General features: G+C 45.2%; 20 protein-coding genes. 9 read left to right on the top strand and 11 right to left on the bottom strand.

All coding sequences use genetic code 11. From position 1 onward, the window contains the following. Positions 1-20 precede the first annotated feature (20 nt). The 4 genes from crcB to AB8P72_RS01305 all read right to left on the bottom strand — a co-directional run bounded on the left by crcB (position 21) and on the right by AB8P72_RS01305 (position 2,843). The gene (crcB, locus tag AB8P72_RS01320) at positions 21-392 is read right to left on the bottom strand and encodes a fluoride efflux transporter CrcB (protein ID WP_068406312.1); all 372 of its coding nucleotides are present in this window, start codon (positions 390-392) and stop codon (positions 21-23) included. A 51-nt stretch (positions 393-443) separates the two neighbouring features. Then, positions 444-1,484, bottom strand: coding sequence for a tRNA (adenosine(37)-N6)-threonylcarbamoyltransferase complex transferase subunit TsaD (gene tsaD, locus AB8P72_RS01315; RefSeq protein ID WP_369957928.1), 1,041 nt, complete (start codon positions 1,482-1,484; stop codon positions 444-446). A 94-nt stretch (positions 1,485-1,578) separates the two neighbouring features. Then, complete coding sequence (locus AB8P72_RS01310) at positions 1,579-2,130, bottom strand: cytochrome c5 family protein (protein ID WP_193030054.1); 552 nt, start codon at positions 2,128-2,130, stop codon at positions 1,579-1,581. A gap of 284 nt (positions 2,131-2,414) precedes the next feature. Next, a complete protein-coding gene (locus AB8P72_RS01305) occupies positions 2,415-2,843 on the bottom strand; it encodes a hypothetical protein (protein WP_226928764.1) in 429 nt (142 codons plus the stop codon). Between the two features lie 505 nt (positions 2,844-3,348). Here AB8P72_RS01305 and rpsU point away from each other — a divergent pair. Continuing rightward, positions 3,349-3,564: a 30S ribosomal protein S21 gene (rpsU, locus tag AB8P72_RS01300; RefSeq protein ID WP_010195908.1), complete on the top strand. Its 216-nt coding sequence runs from the start codon at positions 3,349-3,351 to the stop codon at positions 3,562-3,564. 174 nt (positions 3,565-3,738) lie between these two features. After that, positions 3,739-4,188 carry a GatB/YqeY domain-containing protein gene (locus tag AB8P72_RS01295; protein WP_068406303.1) on the top strand — a complete coding sequence of 150 codons (450 nt, stop codon included), beginning with the start codon at positions 3,739-3,741 and terminating at the stop codon, positions 4,186-4,188. Positions 4,189-4,251: 63 nt separating this feature from the next. On the opposite strand, the gene AB8P72_RS01290 is transcribed toward AB8P72_RS01295, so the two are convergent. Next, positions 4,252-5,793, bottom strand: a complete 1,542-nt coding sequence (locus AB8P72_RS01290) for a M48 family metallopeptidase (RefSeq protein WP_227514957.1) — start codon at positions 5,791-5,793, stop codon at positions 4,252-4,254. A gap of 432 nt (positions 5,794-6,225) precedes the next feature. On the opposite strand from AB8P72_RS01290, the gene AB8P72_RS01285 reads away from it, so the two are divergent. The 4 genes from AB8P72_RS01285 to thiS all read left to right on the top strand — a co-directional run bounded on the left by AB8P72_RS01285 (position 6,226) and on the right by thiS (position 8,514). Continuing rightward, a complete protein-coding gene (locus AB8P72_RS01285) occupies positions 6,226-6,708 on the top strand; it encodes a sulfurtransferase TusA family protein (RefSeq protein ID WP_068406298.1) in 483 nt (160 codons plus the stop codon). Positions 6,709-6,948: 240 nt separating this feature from the next. After that, entirely contained in the window at positions 6,949-7,812 is an 864-nt protein-coding gene (gene rpoH / locus AB8P72_RS01280; protein WP_197488882.1) for an RNA polymerase sigma factor RpoH, read from the top strand. Between the two features lie 63 nt (positions 7,813-7,875). Then, entirely contained in the window at positions 7,876-8,247 is a 372-nt protein-coding gene (locus tag AB8P72_RS01275) for a DUF423 domain-containing protein (RefSeq protein ID WP_068406292.1), read from the top strand. A 66-nt stretch (positions 8,248-8,313) separates the two neighbouring features. Beyond that, complete coding sequence (gene thiS, locus AB8P72_RS01270) at positions 8,314-8,514, top strand: sulfur carrier protein ThiS (protein WP_102077024.1); 201 nt, start codon at positions 8,314-8,316, stop codon at positions 8,512-8,514. Positions 8,515-8,785: 271 nt separating this feature from the next. Here thiS and hpf read toward each other — a convergent pair whose 3' ends face one another. Both hpf and AB8P72_RS01260 read right to left on the bottom strand, forming a co-directional pair. Further along, the gene (hpf, locus tag AB8P72_RS01265; RefSeq protein WP_068406286.1) at positions 8,786-9,166 is read right to left on the bottom strand and encodes a ribosome hibernation-promoting factor, HPF/YfiA family; all 381 of its coding nucleotides are present in this window, start codon (positions 9,164-9,166) and stop codon (positions 8,786-8,788) included. Between the two features lie 430 nt (positions 9,167-9,596). Further along, on the bottom strand, positions 9,597-11,315 hold the full coding sequence (locus tag AB8P72_RS01260; protein WP_068406282.1) for an RNA polymerase sigma-54 factor: 1,719 nt from the start codon (positions 11,313-11,315) through the stop codon (positions 9,597-9,599). 297 nt (positions 11,316-11,612) lie between these two features. Between AB8P72_RS01260 and AB8P72_RS01255 the strand changes: the two genes are divergently transcribed. Further along, a complete protein-coding gene (locus AB8P72_RS01255; protein WP_068406279.1) occupies positions 11,613-12,500 on the top strand; it encodes a carbon-nitrogen hydrolase family protein in 888 nt (295 codons plus the stop codon). Positions 12,501-12,534: 34 nt separating this feature from the next. Here AB8P72_RS01255 and AB8P72_RS01250 read toward each other — a convergent pair whose 3' ends face one another. The 4 genes from AB8P72_RS01250 to AB8P72_RS01235 all read right to left on the bottom strand — a co-directional run bounded on the left by AB8P72_RS01250 (position 12,535) and on the right by AB8P72_RS01235 (position 16,454). Further along, entirely contained in the window at positions 12,535-13,575 is a 1,041-nt protein-coding gene (locus AB8P72_RS01250) for a tyrosine recombinase XerC (protein WP_068406276.1), read from the bottom strand. Positions 13,576-13,581: 6 nt separating this feature from the next. Further along, positions 13,582-14,469 carry a diaminopimelate epimerase gene (gene dapF / locus AB8P72_RS01245; protein WP_068406273.1) on the bottom strand — a complete coding sequence of 296 codons (888 nt, stop codon included), beginning with the start codon at positions 14,467-14,469 and terminating at the stop codon, positions 13,582-13,584. Between the two features lie 223 nt (positions 14,470-14,692). Continuing rightward, complete coding sequence (lysA, locus tag AB8P72_RS01240; RefSeq protein WP_193030052.1) at positions 14,693-16,027, bottom strand: diaminopimelate decarboxylase; 1,335 nt, start codon at positions 16,025-16,027, stop codon at positions 14,693-14,695. A 115-nt stretch (positions 16,028-16,142) separates the two neighbouring features. Then, positions 16,143-16,454 (bottom strand): lipoprotein, encoded by a 312-nt coding sequence (locus AB8P72_RS01235; protein WP_068406267.1) that lies wholly within the window; start codon positions 16,452-16,454, stop codon positions 16,143-16,145. Between the two features lie 704 nt (positions 16,455-17,158). Here AB8P72_RS01235 and AB8P72_RS01230 point away from each other — a divergent pair. Together AB8P72_RS01230 and pta are read left to right on the top strand one after the other, a co-directional pair. Continuing rightward, positions 17,159-18,388, top strand: coding sequence for an acetate/propionate family kinase (locus tag AB8P72_RS01230; protein ID WP_193030051.1), 1,230 nt, complete (start codon positions 17,159-17,161; stop codon positions 18,386-18,388). 110 nt (positions 18,389-18,498) lie between these two features. Further along, complete coding sequence (gene pta, locus AB8P72_RS01225; RefSeq protein WP_068406260.1) at positions 18,499-20,655, top strand: phosphate acetyltransferase; 2,157 nt, start codon at positions 18,499-18,501, stop codon at positions 20,653-20,655. Positions 20,656-20,713: the final 58 nt, after the last annotated feature.

Below are 20,713 nucleotides of genomic sequence, written 5' to 3'. Positions count from 1 at the left end.
TTATTGCGACATTTTTATTATTACAAAACCAATTTAAAGAAATAAAACCCAATTGCCGTTGCCAGTAATGTCAGTCCCACATGTAACCACACTAAGCTCAAACCTGCCAGCAAGCGCCCTTCATTAATAAAAGTAAATACTTCAGCACTAAAGGTACTAAAAGTCGTCAGTCCACCCAAAAAACCAGTTATGACAAACAACCTGACATTGGGAGACAAGCCGCTACCAATACGCTCAAACCAAACTAATGCTAATCCTATTAAAAGTCCACCTAAGACATTGGCGCCAAGCGTACCGAGCGGTATCCAGCTATGCAGCGGATTAAAACGCGCCAACCAGCCGCGCAGGCAAGCACCAATGGCAGCACCTAATCCAATTGCAAGCCATTGCATAAGCTATCCTTGAGTAAGATAAAGTTTAATAGGTTAAGTATAAGATAGCATTTATAATAGCGCAGGCAGCTCGGTCATCGGCCAACGCGGGACGCAGCTAACAGCCAAATCATCTGCCTGATCGGCTTGCAGGCGCTCGTAACCGGCATAAGCAATCATCGCCCCATTATCGGTACATAAGGCTGGCGGCGCATAATGAACGCTAGCATTGATTTTAGCAAGCTCGCGCTCTAATGTCTCACGCAAATGGCTATTGGCACTGACGCCGCCAGCTATCACCAAGCGGCTCATCTCGACTTGTTTCAGTGCCTTGACGCATTTTTTCACCAAGGTATCAACTACTGCATGTTGAAAGCTTGCCGCAATATCGGCGCGCACTTTTGGATCGCTGTCGGAGCCATCAGTGTCCTTGATAAGATTATGCACCGCCGTTTTCATACCGCTGAAGGAAAAATCTAAACCGCGATGTAGCATCGGGCGCGGTAAGTCATAGGCATTTTGTTTGCCATTTTCTGCCAATTTAGCAATATTTGGTCCACCAGGGTATGGCAGACCAAGCATTTTAGCCGCTTTATCAAAACATTCACCCGCCGCGTCATCGATAGACTCACCAAGGATTTCATATTGCCCGATACCATATGCGGCAATCAGCAAAGTATGACCACCAGAAACCAGTAAGGAGACAAATGGAAACGCTGGCGGATTCGCTCCCATCAAAGGCGCTAACAGGTGTCCTTCCATATGGTGAACGCCAATCGCTGGCACATCCAAGCCATAAGCCAAGCTACGTCCAAATAATGCGCCCGTCATCAGCGCCCCTATAAGTCCCGGCCCTTTGGTATAAGCAATCGCATCAATCTCATTTTTAGTGATATCGCACTGCTCTAGCAATTCGTTGAATAACGGTACCAGCTTACGAATATGGTCGCGGCTGGCAAGCTCAGGCACTACTCCGCCATAAAGTGCATGCAGCTCTATCTGTGAATACAGCACTTGCCCAAGCAAGCCTTTATTATTGCTATCTATCTGCTCGCTATCAAAAATCGCCAGACCTGTTTCATCACAGGAGGTCTCTAAACCCAATACTTTCATCTATGTGCCTTTATATTTGCTTTGTAGCATTAATAAAAAACCGCCACTGTTAGCTTACAATGGCGGTCATTCTAGCAAATTTCAATACGTAATATTAGCGAGCGGCAGCAACCATATAATCAACTGCGGCATGAACTTGTGCTTCAGTGACGTCTCCAACCGCTTGCGCAGGCATTTTATTAAAGCCTTTAGCAGAATGCATGTGTAACGTTTCTATGTCTTTGGCAAGGTGCGGTGCCCAAGCTTCTTTATCACCAAATTTCGGTGCGTCAAGCAAACCATTCTCATGGCAAACTTTACACTGCTTTTCGTACAGCTGAGCACCAGCATCGGCCGCCAACACTTCTGGTTCAGCAGCAGCTTCAGGTTCAGCCTCTACGACAGGTACTTCCGTAGGCTCTGCTTCAACCGCAGGCTCAGGGGTGACCACTTCGGTTTCTGTTACAGGCGCTTCAGGTTCTATAGCCACCGTTTCAGTTTCATTGGTAGTAGCTGGCTCTTCAGCCGCTGTATTGTCGCCGCCACTACAAGCGCTCAATGCCAAAAGTGCACTTAAGCTTAGGCTTGTGAGCGCCAATTTAGCAACGGATTTTTTCTTCATTTTAGCAACGGATTTTTTCTTCATTGTATTTTGCTGCATAGTCATAGTTAATCCTTCATCTATAGTTTGTTAATATAAACTTAAATATCGTAGCTGGCATATTAATAGTCATCGCTGGCAATGATGAATCGCTATTATGAAATGAGCATGCGGCTTACTTACTTAATTACTCATAGCTACTAAATACTATGGTGGTGTGTCAAAAAGTATGCTGATTAAAATTTGAACAATTTTTAAAGCCTTGAAAGCCCTATAGAATCAGTAAACTTAGCATAGATTTTTTATTGACTTTTATAGCCAGCATACTTTTTAGAACACCACCAATACTATTAGTTCGTTGCAGGCTCAGTCGTATCAGTAGTCGTAGCGGCCGCATCGGTATTTGTCGCCATGGCACTATCAGTAGTAGCCGCTTCTGTATCAGTACTTGTAGTAGCCATATCTCCTGCCGCATCTGTCGCTGCGCCATCTTCTGCTACTGCAGTGTCAGTACCCGTAGCACCCTCTTCTGTCCCTTCTGCCGTGTCAGCAGCAGGCATCGGCGCTGTTTCTGGGAAGTCCATATCTTCTGCTTCAGGTGCGTTTGCACGTGCAAGTTCTGAAGCTTCATCGACTTTATCTTTTGCTAAGACTTCACCTGATTCAGTGCTCGCTTCTTCCTTGTCAGTGCTACAAGCACTTAGACTGACGCCCATCGTCAGAAACAATGTCGCCCACAATGCAGTACCAATCGTTGTTTTCTTCATGCCATTTTTCATTCAAAAATCCTCAAAATAATAGCTATAAAAGCCTTGTAACGTCTATCTCGGCATATTTTTAAGCGTCTAGTTTCAATAGCTAAATCTTGAAATTTAAAGCAGCTTAAATATGAGCGACAGACTGAGTATAGGATAGGATAGGATACCATAGACTCCATATAAGCCGTTATTGCTAAACAGCTGTTTTGTCCACAATTTATTGATTATTTGTTAAAAGATTATTAAAAATATTAATACTCACGCCTTCAGTTAAATCTTATTATATTTGTACGGTGTAATTAAATTTTATTGTCTATTATTTGACCTCTATTTAAGCCCTTATCTTACATAAATACGCTAAAGCCTTTGACTTTACTGCAGTTTTTGATTAAAATAAGCGCCCTTGTGCTAGTGCGCAAGACTATCCTAGTTTGAGCTGATGCCGATAATCTTGAGATATTACGGCTAAATACTAATACACAGCCAAACTAATGCCCTTATATCTCATCCTAATCAAGGAGATTTCATGCCTGCAGTTAAGGTTAAAGAAAACGAACCAGTTGACATCGCTATCCGTCGTTTCAAACGTGCTTGTGAAAAAGCCGGCGTTCTATCAGACGTACGTAAGCGTGAATTTTATGAAAAACCAACGCAAGTACGCAAGCGCAAAAAAGCCGCTGCTGTAAAGCGTTATAAGAAAAAATTACAACGCGAAACTATTCGTACCACTCGTATGTACTAATCACCAATACGATTAGCTACCTACCAGCGCTACACTAACGCCACTGTTATCGATGAATAACAGTGGCGTTTTTTATGCTACAATTTTTGTTATTGCTGCTGATAAATGCTCAGCATATTTTTATTTAACACTTACCAAAAACTATTTTACCCATACTTATAAGGAATAATAACAATGAGCCAACTTAAACAGACATTATCTGACACCATCAAAACCTCTATGAAAGCGCGCGAGCTTGAACGCGTCAAAGTGTTGCGCAACGTCCAATCTGTGGTCAAGCAGATTGAGATTGATCGCCAAACCGAGCTTGATGATGCGCAAGTGTTAGAAGTGCTACAAAAGCAGCTCAAACAGCGTCATGAGTCCTTGTCTATCTTTACCGAAAATGGCCGCGATGATTTGGCCAGTAAAGAGCAGTTCGAGATTGATATTATTAATGAGTTTATGCCAAAACAAATGGATGATGCCGAGCTTGCCGCTTTGGTCAATGCCGAAATCAAAGAGCAAGGCGCCACCTCAATGCGCGATATGGGCAGCGTGATGGGGGTGTTAAAGAATAAAACCGCAGGCCGTGCTGACCCTGCATTAATCTCTAAATTGGTAAAAGATGCTCTGCAAGGTTAAGTGAAGTTAAAAAAAGTTATATATTCTTAATCTGCGTATCGACCCAAGCTAGCAAACAACCGCCTAAGGCTTAAAGTCTTTGGCGGTTTTTACCGCTTTGATTTCCGCATTAATACTGGCAAGTAACGGTCGGGCGCTGCTCGCTTGCGCGGTTTTTTGCATTTGCTCGGTCAATTGCTTGGCTTGCGTTAAGGAAGTCAGCGCGCGCTCATAATGTCCGCTCCACAGCTGGTCATGACTGCGATAACGCAGCGCATTGATGGTGGCGATTTTTGCCAGTTGCGGCGACTCGGTAGTTTTGGCGATTTTTTCATTGGCCAGTTGCAAGCTTTGCCATGCATAGCGGTCACTTGGCTGCTGCTCGGTCAAGGGCTTAAGCAGTGCTTGCGCCTTGGCTGGCTGATTGCTATTGGTCAGCGCTTCCGCTAAATAAAGACGCAAGTCGCGGCGTTCAGGATATAAGCGCTGCTGACTCTCAAGCAGTTCCGCCGCTTGTTGCCATTTATTTTGCTCAGTGAGAATTTGACTTTGGGTTATGGACAATAAGGGTTCCAATACTTGCCGCTGGGCTGCGGGTAGCGCTGACAGCTCGGTATATATCTCATTGGCCTCGCCAAAACGCTGCTGCTCGCCATACCAATACATCAGCGCCAATTTTGCGCCAACACTATTTTTTGCGGCGGTCGTCAACGCGGTTTCAGAGACATGCTCGCCGGTGCTTTGCGTGCGCCAATAGAGCAAATCAAACAACGCTTGATGGCGCTGCTGCTTGGATAAAGGCAGAGCATCATAACGCTGGGCGCGGCTTTGCGATTCGCTTAAACGCTCATTACTCAAAGGATGCGAGCGCACAAAACTGGGCAGGAATTGATTGGCGGTTTGGTTCAATTGGCTTTTTTGATTCATGGTTGCAAAAAAGCGCGGCATGGCGCGTGGATCGTAACCCGCTTGGTTCATGATTTGCATGCCCACACGGTCGGCATCACGCTCATTACTACGGCTAAAAGCCATGCTGCTATTCATGGTAGCGGTTTGGCTGCCCATCATGACTGCCGCCGCCGCATCGCCATCGACCGCTGAGGCTGCAATCGCTGCCAGCATGCCGCCTATTTGCATCAGCAAGGCTTTTTTGCGCTCATCCGCGCCGCTCTCATAATGGTGCTGGCTAATATGAGCCACCTCGTGAGCAACGACGCTGGCAAGCTCATCCATGCTGCTTGCCGCCAGTATCGTTCCAGTATTGAGCCCAATTACCCCGCCGGGCGCTGCAAAAGCATTGATACTAGGGTTATCAATGATAACCAAACCTAGCGGCGCTTGCTGGCGAGCTTGCGCATTTAGCCGCCACGTCATCTCTTTTATGGTTTCATAAATCCAAGGGTCGTGCTCCATCTTCGCGCGACTATTGATGTTTCTTAATGACCACTCCCCAAGCAGTTTATTTTCATATTGCTCAGCAAAGCTTAGCCCCTGCCCGCGCAAATTGGGTAAATCTAATTCTTCAGCACTTGACGTCTGCCAGGAACCGTAAGTAAATGGCGCGACTTGCGTGCCAGCACTATTGGCAGTAGTGGCCAGTGCCAGCAAGGTAGCCGATATACCCACCTTTAGTACAAAAACGCCTGTTAACGTTTTTAGCGTTCTTTTAAACAGCGATTTTTTAAGCAATGCTGGTCTATGAAAATAATACAAGTGCGTATCCTATCCGAGTAATCCTAACGTCTTTTTGACTATACGAGCTTGTTTAGTTAAGGTCAATTGCCGTCTGCATCTGGCTACCAATAACGCTGCCACGCGTCACGCTTGTGCAACATGCTTGTGTAAACTTAAGCGTTATAAAGCGAAGTATTAAATGTAAAGTTTATCCTATCGCCCGGTTGTTATTAGATATACTGATTGACCAATGATTATGATAACTATATTCAACTGCAATTGAGTAGTGGCAATTTGCTATAATAGTAGGTCGTGGTAAGCGCTTGTTATCCATGGACTACAAGTGATACTTTCTCAAACATTGATATTTTAAAGGTTTATTTTATGTCTACTGATAACCAATCTGTCATTGTACGAGACTCATATCCTATTTGTTTTGTCGAAACCGTATCTGACGCGCAGCAACAATCGATAACGCAGCTGCTCGATTTATTACCAGCAGATACTCTTAACTTAGTAGAAAATCTTAACTCGACGGATAGCGCAGAGCAAAGACAGCCAATCATAATTAAAAATATGGTCGATGGGCGCGGTCTTGCCTGCCCTATGCCGCTATTAAAAACTAAAGTGGCGCTACGAGAAGTAGCGGTTGGTGAATCGCTATATGTCGTTGCCACGGACCCAAACTCACAAGCTGATATCAGCGCTTTTTGTCAGCAGAGCCAGCAAACAGGCACAGCAAATCCCTTATTATTGCTTATCAATCAAGCAACAGCGGCAAGTAGCGACAAAATGCTAGGAACAAAAACCAGTACTGCTGTTGATACAATATATCACTTCATCATTACCAAAACTGATAGCAACTAAGCGGCGCTATCCTTTACAATTATAACTATAAGATTTTTATCTGACTCATTGCTTATCTATTTAACCAAGGTCAAGAATATGGCTAATACTTCTAATAACGCTGCAAATACCCGTAAAAAAGACAGCGCAGCACCTGAAAAAAACGAAGCACGCGATGCGGCCTTGAAAGCCGCTGCGGCGCGTCCGCCTTACGATGCGAGCGCACTTGGCGATACACGTACCCGTGACTTAGTGCCTGCTATGCCAACACATTTATCGGCGCCTGGCGTAAATCTAGGTGCTTATATTAATACCGTGCATCAGATTCCGATTTTGACACCGACTCAAGAGCAAGAACTTGCTCACCGCTATTATGATGAGGGCGATGTTGAAGCGGCGCGTCTGCTGGTTATGTCGCATTTACGCTTTGTGATTCATATTGCCCGTAGCTACTCAGGCTATGGTCTGCCGCAAGCCGATTTAATCCAAGAAGGCAACTTGGGCTTGATGAAAGCGGTTAAACGCTTTGATCCTAATAAAGGCGTGCGTTTGGTATCCTTTGCCGTGCATTGGATTAAGGCTGAGATTCACGAATTCGTCATTCGTAACTGGCGTATTGTCAAAGTTGCGACCACTAAAGCGCACCGTAAATTATTCTTTAACTTACGCAGCCTGAAAAAGACCAACAACCAATTAACGCTCGAAGAAGCCGATGCCATTGCCAACGATTTAAATGTAACACGTAAACAAGTGCTAGAAATGGAGTCGCGCCTGACCTCGTATGATGCGTCGTTTGAAGCGCAATCGAGCGATGATGACGATGGTCGCTACGCGCCGCAGCTGTTTTTAGAAGATGGTATCGACCCTGCAGAAATGGTTGAAGAGGATGACTGGGAAGAGAACAATTCATCGGCTCTGCTAGCAGCAATGGATACGCTAGATGACCGTTCACGCGATATCGTTGAACAGCGCTGGCTTTCTGAGCAGAAATCAACCTTACATGAGCTAGCAGCGGTTTACTCTATCTCAGCAGAGCGCGTACGCCAAATCGAAAAAAACGCCATGGATAAAATCCGTGAAGCCATGACCATCGATAGCGTTATTTTGCCCGATGATATCCAATAAGCTTTAGTTTGTTAGTTAAAACTTACCTATGATAACAATCCTATTTATAACACGAGTTTTACCATGCTAAATTGGATAAGTATCGCCGCTATTAATATGGCTATCGCCGTCGCCTTGGGCGCGTTTGGCGCTCATGGGCTTAAAAATTCGGTCAGTATCCAGCAGCTTGAATGGTGGCAGACGGCAACTCTATATTGGTTTGTACACGGGCTTGGATTATTGCTCGTTGGTATTCTTATTCGCCTTAATTATACGACCCAAACCACAGCATGGCTGCTACAAATCGGCGCACTTATTTTTGCGGGCAGTTTATATGCCATGACGCTTGGGGCACCGCGCTGGCTTGGAGCGATTACCCCTATCGGTGGTATGCTGATGATTGCCGGTTGGCTATGGCTTGCTGTCTCGACATTTCGCTTAGGCCATACTGCTTAAGTTGAATAACAAAATGGGTCAATGGATGAGTAACAAAGGATTATTAGCTTTTAGGGAGCACATATTATGAGTAATATTAGTGTTAATGGTAAAAAATTGCAGACCACGCATCAAACCGTCCAAATGGTCGTCAATGAGCTTGGACTTAGTAAAGGCCGCTATGCGGTTGAAATCGATGGTGAACTTATTCCAAAAAGTGAGCTTGATAAAATGCGTATTGTTGAAGGTATGAATATAGAAGTGGTACAAGCAGTTGGTGGTGGTTAAGCGAATATTAGCCCGCTAATTTTTTCATGGATAAAAATTAAGCAATAAAAAAGACCTCTTACGTTGATACGTTGAGGTCTTTTTTATTTGTCGTGCTCTTAACAAATAAAGCAACTTTACGAGCTATCATTCCAATATGATTACTTAGTAAATACGCCAATTATAATAATTATCTTATAGGCTATATTTATCAAACAGTCATAATAATAAAGTCAGCTACTATGTAGATCGGTTGCTGTAGTGAATACTACTTAGAGCAGTGACGAACCCATTACATGACAGGTGCTGCATCATCAACTGTCAGCTCTTCGTAGCGTTCATCGCGCCCTGGACCTTGAGTTTTCTTACGATCCTGACGGGTTTTATATTTACGTACTTGTCTATCAAGCTTGTCTGCCATCTCATTAATGGCTTTATACATATCGTCTTCGCAGGCTTGGACGAACATTTCTTGACCTGCAACTCGCATAATCGCTTCGGCTTTATGGGTTTTTTTCCCACCTTCACTTGAGCCGCTATTATCTAGCGATAATTTTACCTGAATACTTTGAATCTGATCGAAATGACGTTCTACTTTTACAAGCTTTTCGCGAACGGCGTTGTCCATGGCTTCGGTAACACTGATATGGTGACCACTGATAGAAACATTCATATTATCGTCCTTTTATTATTGCTTATATTATTACGTACAATCAGCAGTGAGTTAGCTTTATAGCTTTTGTCATGCTGCCTTACCAATAATTCATCCAGTACCTTTCTTATCATAAAGTTTGGCTTGTCATTTTCTATTCGCTAACTGCTTTATTCTTCTACTCCTTTATTAAAATAAAAAATTAAAATACATTTTTATCATTTGTTAAATTAACTAAATCGGCCAAACCAATACTTGGTTTTCGTTGTTGGTATGACTCTAATTTGTCATGAAAACCAAAGAGTAGCAAGCCATCAAATTGTAAGTAAATGTAATAAAAAATGATGTTTCATAAATGTTTCTATATAATCAAAAAATTTTATTTTTTATTTACGTTTGAATTGGCTTAATTCTGGCGGTATGACATTTATAAGTCGTTGAATGACAACATTTAATATTTTTGTTTGCGCTGAGTGGATGATCCGATATTCATTGCTTCACGATATTTGGCTACCGTTCGTCTGGCGATATCAATGCCTTCTGCAAATAAAGAATCTTTTATGCGGCTATCAGATAATGGCTTTTTCGGGTCTTCATCTGCGATAAGCTGTTTAATCATGGCGCTGATGGCGGTCGAGGAGATGTCTCCGTCACTACTACTGACGTGAGATGAGAAGAAATGCTTCAGGGAAAACAACCCTTGGGGCGTCAAAATGGTTTTGCTCGTAGTCAGGCGCGAGACAGTCGATTCGTGCAAATCAACTTCTTCGGCAATCGCTTTTAAAATCAAGGGCTGCATGGCAGTGGCGCCATGTTGCAAAAACTCTTGCTGGTAGCGTACGATACTGGTTGCTACTTTTAAAAGGTTTTGATTGCGCTCTTCGATACTGCGAATAAACAGGCGCGCATCGGTGAGATTTTCGCGCAGATATTGATTGTCAGGACTGTCATCGCCACGTTTGACCAAATTGGCATATTCTTGATTGACCTGCAATTTAGGCAAGGTTTCAGGATTGAGGCGCACTTGCCAGCCATCTATTTGCGCAGTCGTGTCGTTTCCATTTTTGTTATCAGTGGTGTGATTGCTATTGTGGCGGCGAATCGGCGTGACTAATACATCAGGAATATCGTAGCTTTCTGACGGCTGCATATAATCGGGCTGACTGCTTTGAAATAGTAGGCCGGGTGATGGATTTAACGTACGTAGCAGGTTAAGCGCTGGAGTAATTTGTTCAGGCGCAAGGCCGGTGAGTTCAGTCAAGGCTTTGATATTATTGCTGACCAAATGCTCACTGGCTGAGAGAAGCGCTTGGGCTTCTTTAAGATACTTTGTATTCGTATCAAGCTTGGACAATTGCAGCGCTAAGCACTCATTGAGGTTGCGTGCGCCAACGCCAAGCGGATCGCACGATTGGATAATGCGCAGTACCGCCATGACCTCATCGTACTCGACGCGCTCGTCCCATTGATAAAAGCTGGCAATGGTATCAAAGCTTTGTAACAACTCATCGATATCAAGGCGTATAAAGCCCATTTCATCCATAGAATCCATGAGATATTCGGCGATAAGTGTATCTGTTTCGGAGAGGCGCTTAAAGTTCAGCTGCCAGCGTACATGGTCTTGAATGGTAGCGCTGGTACTGCCCTGATAGCTATCAAAGTCTTCATTGTTGCCGTTAGCCGAATGAGATGAAAGACTCTCTGAACCTATCGCGGCAGAGGCATAATTACCGCTGCCAGAACCGCTATAATCGTCGCCCTCTACGGTATGGTTGTCGATTGCTTCATCATCAAAACTGGCTTGCTGCAACTTATCTAGGCTATCGCCACTGTATTCATCACTTATATTGGCATCACTGCTATTGTCTTCATAATCAAAACCATCATCTGAAGAATGGGTAGATTTAGCAAACGAATCAACGCTAGCATTTTGATTCCAACTATCTAATGTTAACGGCTCGCCATTATGACTGTCGTAACCATCACAATCAACATAGTCATCTTCATCCTCTTCCACACGCTCTAGCAAAGGATTGCTATCAAGCTTTGCCTGTACCTCCTGCGCAAGCTCAAGACTAGAGAGCTGCAGCAATTTGATGGCTTGCTGCATTTGCGGGGTTAGCTTTTGCGAGGTATTTAGCGTGGTCGCCAATCCAAACGACATACTCATGGGTGACTGATTACCTTTCGATCGTGGTGAGATTCTATATGTTATGCTGGTTAAAGCCTGCGCTTATTAACGCTTATCATCACTAATAAGCGCTTTAGCCTATCAGGTCATGACGATAGCATTTTTTGCTACAATGTTGCTATGATAATTTATATTCTGTTCAGGTAAGCCATTTTTAGCTTTTGTTCACCTTATAAAACTGCAAAAGCTTTGCAGAGATACCAAGCTTTTATATATAACAGGATAAAAATAACTAAGAGTAAAGCCCTATAAAGCTTAAAAATCGAGAATAATACTATGAATGAGATAAGAAATAACGGACAACTCACCGTTGCTGCTGTACAAATGAGCAGTCAGCAAGACATCGAAGCCAATTTAGCCGATATAAAAGCTGCTATTAGCGAGGCAAGTAAGCAAGGCGCGCAGTTAATCGTTTTACCAGAAAACTGCTGTAGCATGGGTCGGCAGTTTGCCACTGCCGAGCGTTTTGATGAGTTATCCGACGCAATGGCCGAGTATGCACGTGCTTTTGGTATTTATCTATTAGCAGGCTCGCTGCCCTGCCCTTATCGCCCTGATGGCGTCATCGTGCCCGATGGAAGGCTACGTCAAGTCAGTCAGTTGTTTGCGCCAGATGGTACACGTGTGGCACGCTACGACAAAATTCATTTATTTACTGCAACCGTTGCCGATAAACAAGGCAGCTATAATGAAGCGGCGACTTTTGAGCCTGGCACGCAAACGGTTGTGGTTCCACTCGAAGCAAATGATGCCGTTTATCAGCTCGGTATGATGGTCTGTTTTGATTTACGCTTTCCAGCCTTAGCGCAGCGATTACGGCAGGCGGGCGCAGAGGTGTTAAGTGCGCCATCGGCGTTTACTTATTTAACGGGACAGGCACATTGGTCGCTATTGCTACGCGCGCGGGCATTAGACAGTCAGTGTATGGTGATTGGTGCCGCACAAGGTGGTGAGCATCTTTATAAGAATGGCGATAGTCGGCAAACATGGGGACATAGCACGATTACTGCTTATGACGGCACGATTATCAATAGCTATGAGGATAGTGACTTAAAAAACTCTGCTAATAAAAATTATGCCTTGGTATTAGCAAACTTAGATAAAGCAGGACAAGCGCAAGGACGGCAAAAGATGCCAATCTTTGACTGTCACCGTTTGGCATAAATGTAGGATTAAATACTTAAGAAATAATCGGAGCTTAATTAATATCAACGTCATTTTTCGTATGCGACGCACGCGGATGGGCGCGGTCATAAACTTGGGTTAATTTAGCAAAATCGACATGGGTATAAATCTGCGTGGTACTGATATCACTATGCCCGAGCATTTCTTGTACCGCGCGCAAATCGCCACTGCCGGATAGCATATGCGAAGCAAAGCAATGACGGAGTAAATGTGGATACATGTTTTGCGCAATCCCAGCCCGCGTAGCCGCAACTTTGAGACGCTGCTGCACCGCACGTGTGGATAAACGTGTACCTAATTTTTCACTGATAAACAACGCATTGTCCATCTGCTCTACCCAAAGATTGCGGTGCGGTAGATAACGTTTAATCGCCTCGGCGGCTTTGATACCTAATGGCACTAAGCGCGTTTTGTTGCCCTTACCCGTCACCCGCACGCGCAAATCAGCTAAGTCTATATCGGCCACATCAAGCGCCACCAGCTCACCAACACGCAGACCGCTGCTATAAAGCAGTTCGAACATTGCCTTATCACGCAGCCACAAGCGCGCCTGCTCTGGCGTATCAGGGATTTCTTGGTCAAGCAGTTGCGACAATAAATCAACGTCAGCGATAGACGGCAGCGGTCTTGGACTACGCTTTAGCTGATAGCCGGTGGTTGGGTTGATACGCGCTAAACCTTCTTCTATCAACCAGCCATAAAAATGACGGATAGCCGATAGCTCTTGCTGAACGCTCGCCAGTGCCAGCTTATCTTCATCGAGGCGTTGGCTGATATGCTGGGCCAATTGGCGCTTATCACAGCGCGTCCATGTCAGACGCTTGCCGCGTAAAAATAGCGCCAACTGGTTTAGCCCTGCAAAATAAGCCACCAGCGTATGTTCGGAGTGATTGCGCACCGACAGCGTATTTAACCAACGATGCACTGGCGCTAGCAGTTCACGCAGCGTGCTATCTGCTTCGATGGTTGTTGCCAGTTCTGCCGATAGCCATTTTTTTGACTCAGTGTTTGATATAGTGTTTGACTGAATATCTGAGCTAGGCGCTGTCGTCATTATTTATTAGCCTTCTGGATTGGGCTTGATACCCGCTTGTGCCATCAGACCGTCTGGGCTAAAGACGCCTTCATAGACAAACGCCGTTGGCCCCGTCATCATCACAGAATAACCCGGCTGCCATTTGACAATCATACTGCCGCCATAGAGCTGCGCGCGTATGTCTTCGCCCTCATCGAGCCAGCCTTCACGGATACCAACCGCCACCGCAGCACAAGCACCGGTGCCGCACGCTTGGGTTTCACCGACCCCGCGCTCATAAACCCGCAGACGGATATGACGCTGATTCATGACTTGCATAAAGCCGACATTGACGCGCTCTGGAAAGGCCGGATGCGATTCGATGGCTTTACCCAAGGTTTCAACATCGGCTTCTAGGACATTATCAACCCTGATGACCGCATGCGGATTGCCCATATTGGCGACATACAGCTGCACCGGCGTACCATTGACGTTTAGATGATAGGCGTTTTGGATTTTGGTCGTCGCTCTTGGGGTAAAGGGAATCTCACTTGGCTCAAATTTCGGTTTACCCATATCGACTTCGACCCAACCGTAACGGTCGGTCGTTAAGGAGATTATCCCGCTTGCCGTCTCAACGCGCAGGCGCTGCTTAAATGACAGTTTACGCGCTTGCACAAAACGGGCAAAACAGCGCGCGCCATTACCGCATTGCTCAACCTCTGTGCCATCGGTATTAAAAATGCGATAACTAAAATCAACATCGGGGCGCATCGGCGGCTCAACAACGAGCAATTGATCAAAGCCTATACCTAAATGACGATCGCCCAGCAGCTGTACCAATTCCTTGGTCAATTCTAAGCGCTGGGTCACCAAATCGATGACCATAAAATCATTGCCCAGCCCATGCATTTTTGTAAATTCTATTAGCATATCCTTGTTATCCTATCCTATTTTTATGTATGCCTTATAGTAGCACGCTGTCAGATACAATCATAATTATCACCGCTATCAAACGCGAAGTTAGGGCGCTATCACCGAACAAATATTTTTTATCCAAATTTTCATTAAAGCAGGCAATAAAAAACCCATTGTCGTTATCACAATGGGTCATTTTTAACTAAAAAAACTCGTAAGCACTAAACTGGCTAAAAAACTATTTATCCTGCCACAACACTTCATCAGCATATAAAGATTCAAGCGTTTCGCGTTTGCGAATCAGTTGATGCTTATCATCGGCTACCATCACTTCGCTAGCACGACCGCGCGAATTGTAATTGCTACTCATGGTAAAGCCGTACGCACCAGCGCCAGTGATAGCTAAAATATCACCTGTTGCTAATGACAATAAGCGGTCTTTTGCTAAAAAGTCACCAGTTTCACAAATCGCCCCAACGATATCCCACGGCTGTGTACCATCGGTATCTAAACCGTCTTTGGGCAATGTCGCAGGAATCACTGCCATTTCTGCTTGGTATAAAGCAGGACGTATCAAATCATTCATTGCCGCATCGACAATAGCAAAGTTCTTGTGCTCGGTTGGTTTAAGTACATCAACCTTGGTTAATAATACACCTGCATTGGCCACGATACTACGACCCGGCTCAAAGAATACCGTTAAACCAAGCTCACTCAGCTTAGGCAGTAATGCTTGGGCGAACTCCTCGATAGACACTGGCGTCTCATCGATATAGCGTACGCCAAGCCCGCCGCCCAAGTCGATATGACGCAGCTCAATCCCTTTAGCTCGCAAGCTATGTATCAGCTCAATCACTTTATCTAAAGCTGCAACAAATGGCGCAACCTCGGTCAATTGCGAGCCGATATGACAGTCGATACCGACAATATCAATATGCGATAATTGCGCCGCTTGTTCATAAACCGCAACGGCATTTTCATGACTGATGCCAAATTTATTGTCTTTTAAACCGGTTGAAATATACGGATGGGTTTTGGCATCGACGTCTGGATTGACCCGCAATGAAATCGGCGCGGTTTTATCAAGCGCTTTTGCCACTTCGTTAATCAGCGCCAATTCACTAATCGACTCAACGTTAAAGCAGCCAATACCTTGATTAAGGGCATATTCGATTTCGCTATAGGTTTTGCCAACACCTGAAAATACCACGCGCTCAGCTTTCCCGCCCGCTGCCAAAACCCGCATCAACTCACCGCGTGAGACAATATCAAATCCTGCCCCTGCTTGCGCCAAGATGCCAAGTACGGCAAGGTTAGAATTTGCTTTCACCGCATAGCAAATTTGATGCTTTAGGCGGGCAAAGCTTGTGGTATAAGCCTGATAAACGTCTAAAATCGCTTGTTTTGAATAGACATAACACGGCGTACCATAGTGCTTGATCACCTCATCAATACTTACCTGCTCCATATATAACGCGCCATCGCGATAATCGAGCGCGGGCAAATGGGCGGTTAAGGCTTCAGGATGCACATACAATCCTTGCTCAGTTTTGGTCGTGACTGACTGACTCATAAAGTTGTCTCTAATATAATCAATGTATTAAGGGATTAATGGGTTTAGTAGCTTGGATAGGCTGAGAATCGTTTGCGTATTTGGCTTTTAACAAACCAATACTAATAGACAAGCATTAATAATCGTTAGGATCCGTACTCGGCGCAGGCAGCTGAAAATTATCGGCATCTTGCTCGTTATTTGCATTGTCATTAAGCTTAGTAAAGGCGGCATCTTGCGGATGACTGGTGCTCCCAAGCACAGCCGTATTGTCTTTTACCGTTTGGCTACTCGATTCTGTTAAGTACAAATCGCCTTTTTGCCCGCAACCTGCCAAGGCAGTTGCCCCGATGACCAGCGTCGCTATGGTTAGCTGATAAACAGCAGATTTGACGTCAACGCTTAAATTAGCGCTGTTAAAATTTGAGGTACGGCGTATAGTAAACATAGAATGGCTAACCTTTCATCTTGCAATGGTTTGCAGGCGATAACAATCACTATCAGCGAAAATAAGGCTGCAATAGAAAAATAGAACAATTTTTTAATCATAGCATTATTCGATAAAGTTGTGCGCCCCCTGCTGCTGATTGGCACATAAATTTATAAGAATTAACGACTAACGATAGGCAAAATGGGATTTTATAAACACTATCAATAGCTACAGACAGAGAACCACAGACAAACTTACTTACAATTTTATAAAAAGTGCTTTTATCCTATTATCTATGCAAGAGATTGATTATATTCGGTGTACACTTGTATAAAACGGCATGATTAAAGCCTTATAGTTATCGTGGTATAAAATTCAAAATATGGTACATTATAGTGAACCCTTGCAGCAGCAATGAAGCGCTAATATGGGTTTTAATAGCCATTAACCGCTGCGAGCATTATGGGCAGTTATGAGCTTTAAAGATGTTTAAAAACACTGCAAGCCTGAAATGCGTAAAACAATATTAAGAAAAATATTAAAAATAATGCGAAAAACAATGCTAAAAGTAAGACTAAAAGCAATGATAAAAATCAGCGATAGGATTGTTGCGTATGGCAGCTGTTTGACTTACGGCGACAAGAATATGGCTGGTTTTTTTATGTAATCGGTGACTATCGATGTCGATTCACCACCCAAAAAATAACTTCTAAGGATAGAGTATGAGCGCTGGCGTAACCACCAAATTTAACGATAAAGACTCTGCAACATCGAATCTAACCAACCCCACTTTAGTACTAAATTGCGGCTCCTCTTCAATCAAATACGCACTCATCAGCGAAGACAATACTACGCGTATCACAGGTCTGGCAGAAAACTTAGGCCTCGACACTGCTCGTATCAAACACACAACGCTAAATGGTGAAAATCTAGAAATCGCCATCGCTGGCGGTCGTCATGAACTGGCCTTGAAAAAAATCCTTGAGTTACTTGAGCAATATCACTTTATTGCTGTCGGCCACCGCGTGGTGCATGGCGGCCGCGAGTATTCAGAAGCGGTGCGTGTCGATCAGCATGTGTTAGAAGAAGTCAAACGCTTAAAAGTATTGGCACCGCTCCATAACCCTGCCAATGCGCTCGGTATCGAAGCAGTACAAGCAATTTATCCCGAGATTCCGCAAGTGGTGGTATTTGATACCGCCTTCCACCAAACCATGCCACCTGTTGCCTTTCGTTATCCACTGCCAAAAGTCCTTTATGATGAATATAAAATCCGTCGTTACGGCTTTCATGGTACCTCGCACGCTTATGTATCAGAACGCGCCAGCGAAATCACCAGTGCTAAAGCGCCACATGGTTGGTTGACCGCGCACCTAGGTAATGGCTGCTCGGCGACGGCTGTCTATAATGGTGAAAGTCTCGATACCAGTATGGGTTTGACGCCGCTTGAAGGGCTGATGATGGGCACGCGCAGCGGTGATGTCGACCCAAGCCTGCATATTCATCTCAAGCGCCAGCTAGGCATGAGCTTAGAAGAAACCGATAAGATGCTCAATAACGAAAGTGGCCTGCTGGGAATTTCAGGCTTATCCAATGATTTACGTACTATCGAACAAGCAGCAAATGAAGGTCATCAAGACGCTAAGCTTGCGATTGAGATGTTCTGCTACCGCGTCGCTAAGTACCTTGCCAGCTTAAGCTGTGCGCTACCTAACTTTACCGGTATTGTCTTTACTGGCGGGATTGGCGAAAACTCAGTGACCACGCGGACGCGTATTTTAGAGATGATGCCGCATTTTGGTATCAAGGTAGATAGCATTAAAAACGCTAGCTTGGTCGGTGGCAAAGAAGGCAGTTTCCATGCCGACGATAGCAGCATTGAGCTGTGGGTGGTACCAACCGATGAAGAATGCCGCATTGCCCAAGAAACGCGCGAAGCCTTAGGTTTGTAAGCATCAGATTGCTAAACAAACCATGACTTGTGCCATAAGAAAACAGGGAGCGTTTGTATGGCACAAGGATAAAACGCGCTTAAAAAATAAAATAAATAGTAGGATACATTATGCAAACTTTTTTACTTGTGCCCATCAGTCGCGGTATCGGTGTGACGTCAGCGGCGTTAGGCTTGATTCGCGCCTTTGACTATAACGGTATCAAAGCTGGCTTTATGAAGCCGTTTTTACAAGACGATACCTTAGATAAGCAAAACAGTTTAGACAGCTCAAGCGCGCTGGCAATGCACGCTTTTGGTCTTAATCCACCCAAATCTATCAGCCGTCAGCGCCTTGAGCGTATGCTTGGCGACGACAATCTTGATGATTTGATGGAAGAAGTAGTCGTCAATTATCATACCTTAGGCGACGACTACGATGTGGTGATTTGTGAAGGCTTAGTATCGACGACTGAGACCTCTTATGCGTCGCAAATCAACCGCGCCATTGCCCATGCCTTAGATGCTAAAATCATTTTTGTCAGCACCGCCGATACCAGTAAACCTGCCTATCTGGCTGACAAGCTTGACGTCCACGCCCGTGAATTTGGCGGTATTGCCAGTGAGCGCACGCTTGGTTGTATCTTAATGCGGATGCACGATTTACCAAACGCCCAAAGCACCCTCGAAAATCAAATGGTCGCCCCAGGCGAAGCCATCGTCAATTTAGACGAGGGCTTTATGCAAGAAGTGCAGCGCCTGTCACCACACTTTAATACCGAAGAGTTCCGCTTAATCGGCGTAGTGCCCTTTAGTGACTCGCTCTCTGTGCCACGCACGTGGGATATCGCCGCTGAGCTTGACGCCACTTGGCTAAATGTCGGTGAGGCAAAATCGCGCCGTATCAACCGCATCAGTTTGACCGCGCGCTCGGTCGCTCGCGTTGATGAAGTCTTTAAACGTGGTACGCTTATCGTTGTGCCGGGTGACCGCGACGACTTACTGTTGGCCGCAGGGCTTGCTTGTATCAACGGCATCCCTTTAGCAGGACTGGTATTAACAGGCGGCGTAGTCCCAAGCGAAACAGTCGCTGAGCTTTGGCAATCGGCGCTCAAAACCGGCATCCCTATCATGAGTGTCGAAAGTGACAGTTATGAGACCGTACAAAGCCTGATGCATATGAGCTCTGAGATTCCAAGCGATGATACCGAGCGCGCCGAAGAAGTGGCACGTTATGTCGCCGCGCATTTAGACCTCAACTGGATTAAAGAGTACTTTAGCCAAGAATATGAGATGCGCTTATCACCATCGGCATTTCGTCATCAAGTGGTCAAAAAAGCGCAAAATGCCAAAAAACGTATCGTGCTCCCAGAAGGCTCAGAGCCACGTACGGTCGAAGCGGCGTGCATTTGCCAAAGTCGCGGTATCGCCAACTGCGTGTTGATTGCCAAGCGTAGTGAGGTCGAGCAAGTAGTGAAAAATCGCGATTTGGTGTTGCCTGAGGGCCTTGAGATTATCGACCCTGATAGCCTCGATATGGATAAATATATCAATGCCGTGGTCGAGCGCCGTAAGGGTAAAACCAACGCCGAAGTCGCTGCTGAATACCTCAAAGACACGGTTTATTTGGGTACGACCATGCTCGAGATGGACGAGGTAGACGGTTTGGTTTCTGGGGCAATACACACAACCGCGAATACCGTGCGCCCTGCGTTTCAGCTAATTAAAACCGCGCCGCAGTATTCGCTGGTATCGTCAGTGTTCTTTATGCTGCTACCTGAGCAAGTGGTGGTCTATGGTGACTGTGCCATTAATCCTGACCCGAACGCCGAAGAGCTCGCTGAAATCGCCATTCAATCGGCGCAGTCTGCCGCCGCCTTTGGTATCAATCCAAAAGTGGCGATGATTAGCTACTCAACGGGTTCATCTGGTACGGGCGCTGATGTCGAAAAAGTCATTCGTGCAACCGAAATCGTCCGTCAGCGTGCGCCGCACCTCGCCGTCGATGGCCCATTGCAATATGATGCCGCTTCGGTCATGAGCGTCGGTAAACAAAAAGCCCCTGACTCACCGGTTGCCGGACAAGCAAACGTCTTCATCTTCCCTGACCTAAACACTGGTAACACCACCTATAAAGCGGTACAACGTAGCGCCAATGTGGTCAGTGTCGGACCGATGTTGCAAGGTTTGAATAAGCCCGTTAATGACTTGTCGCGTGGTGCGTTGGTCGATGATATTATTTATACCATTGCCCTGACCGCCATCCAAGCGCATAGCGACGCGATTTAATCTCGGTACCGTTTATAATTTACAGTCATGCTTAATCGCTCTACATTTAACCGACTAT

Origin of the sequence: Psychrobacter sp. CLB018, from assembly GCF_041222815.1 — a bacterium.
In the GTDB taxonomy this organism is placed as follows: Bacteria; Pseudomonadota; Gammaproteobacteria; order Pseudomonadales; family Moraxellaceae; genus Psychrobacter; species Psychrobacter faecalis.
The sequence above is the reverse complement of the archived record's forward strand: the minus strand, read 5'-3'. Positions and strand labels throughout refer to the sequence as shown.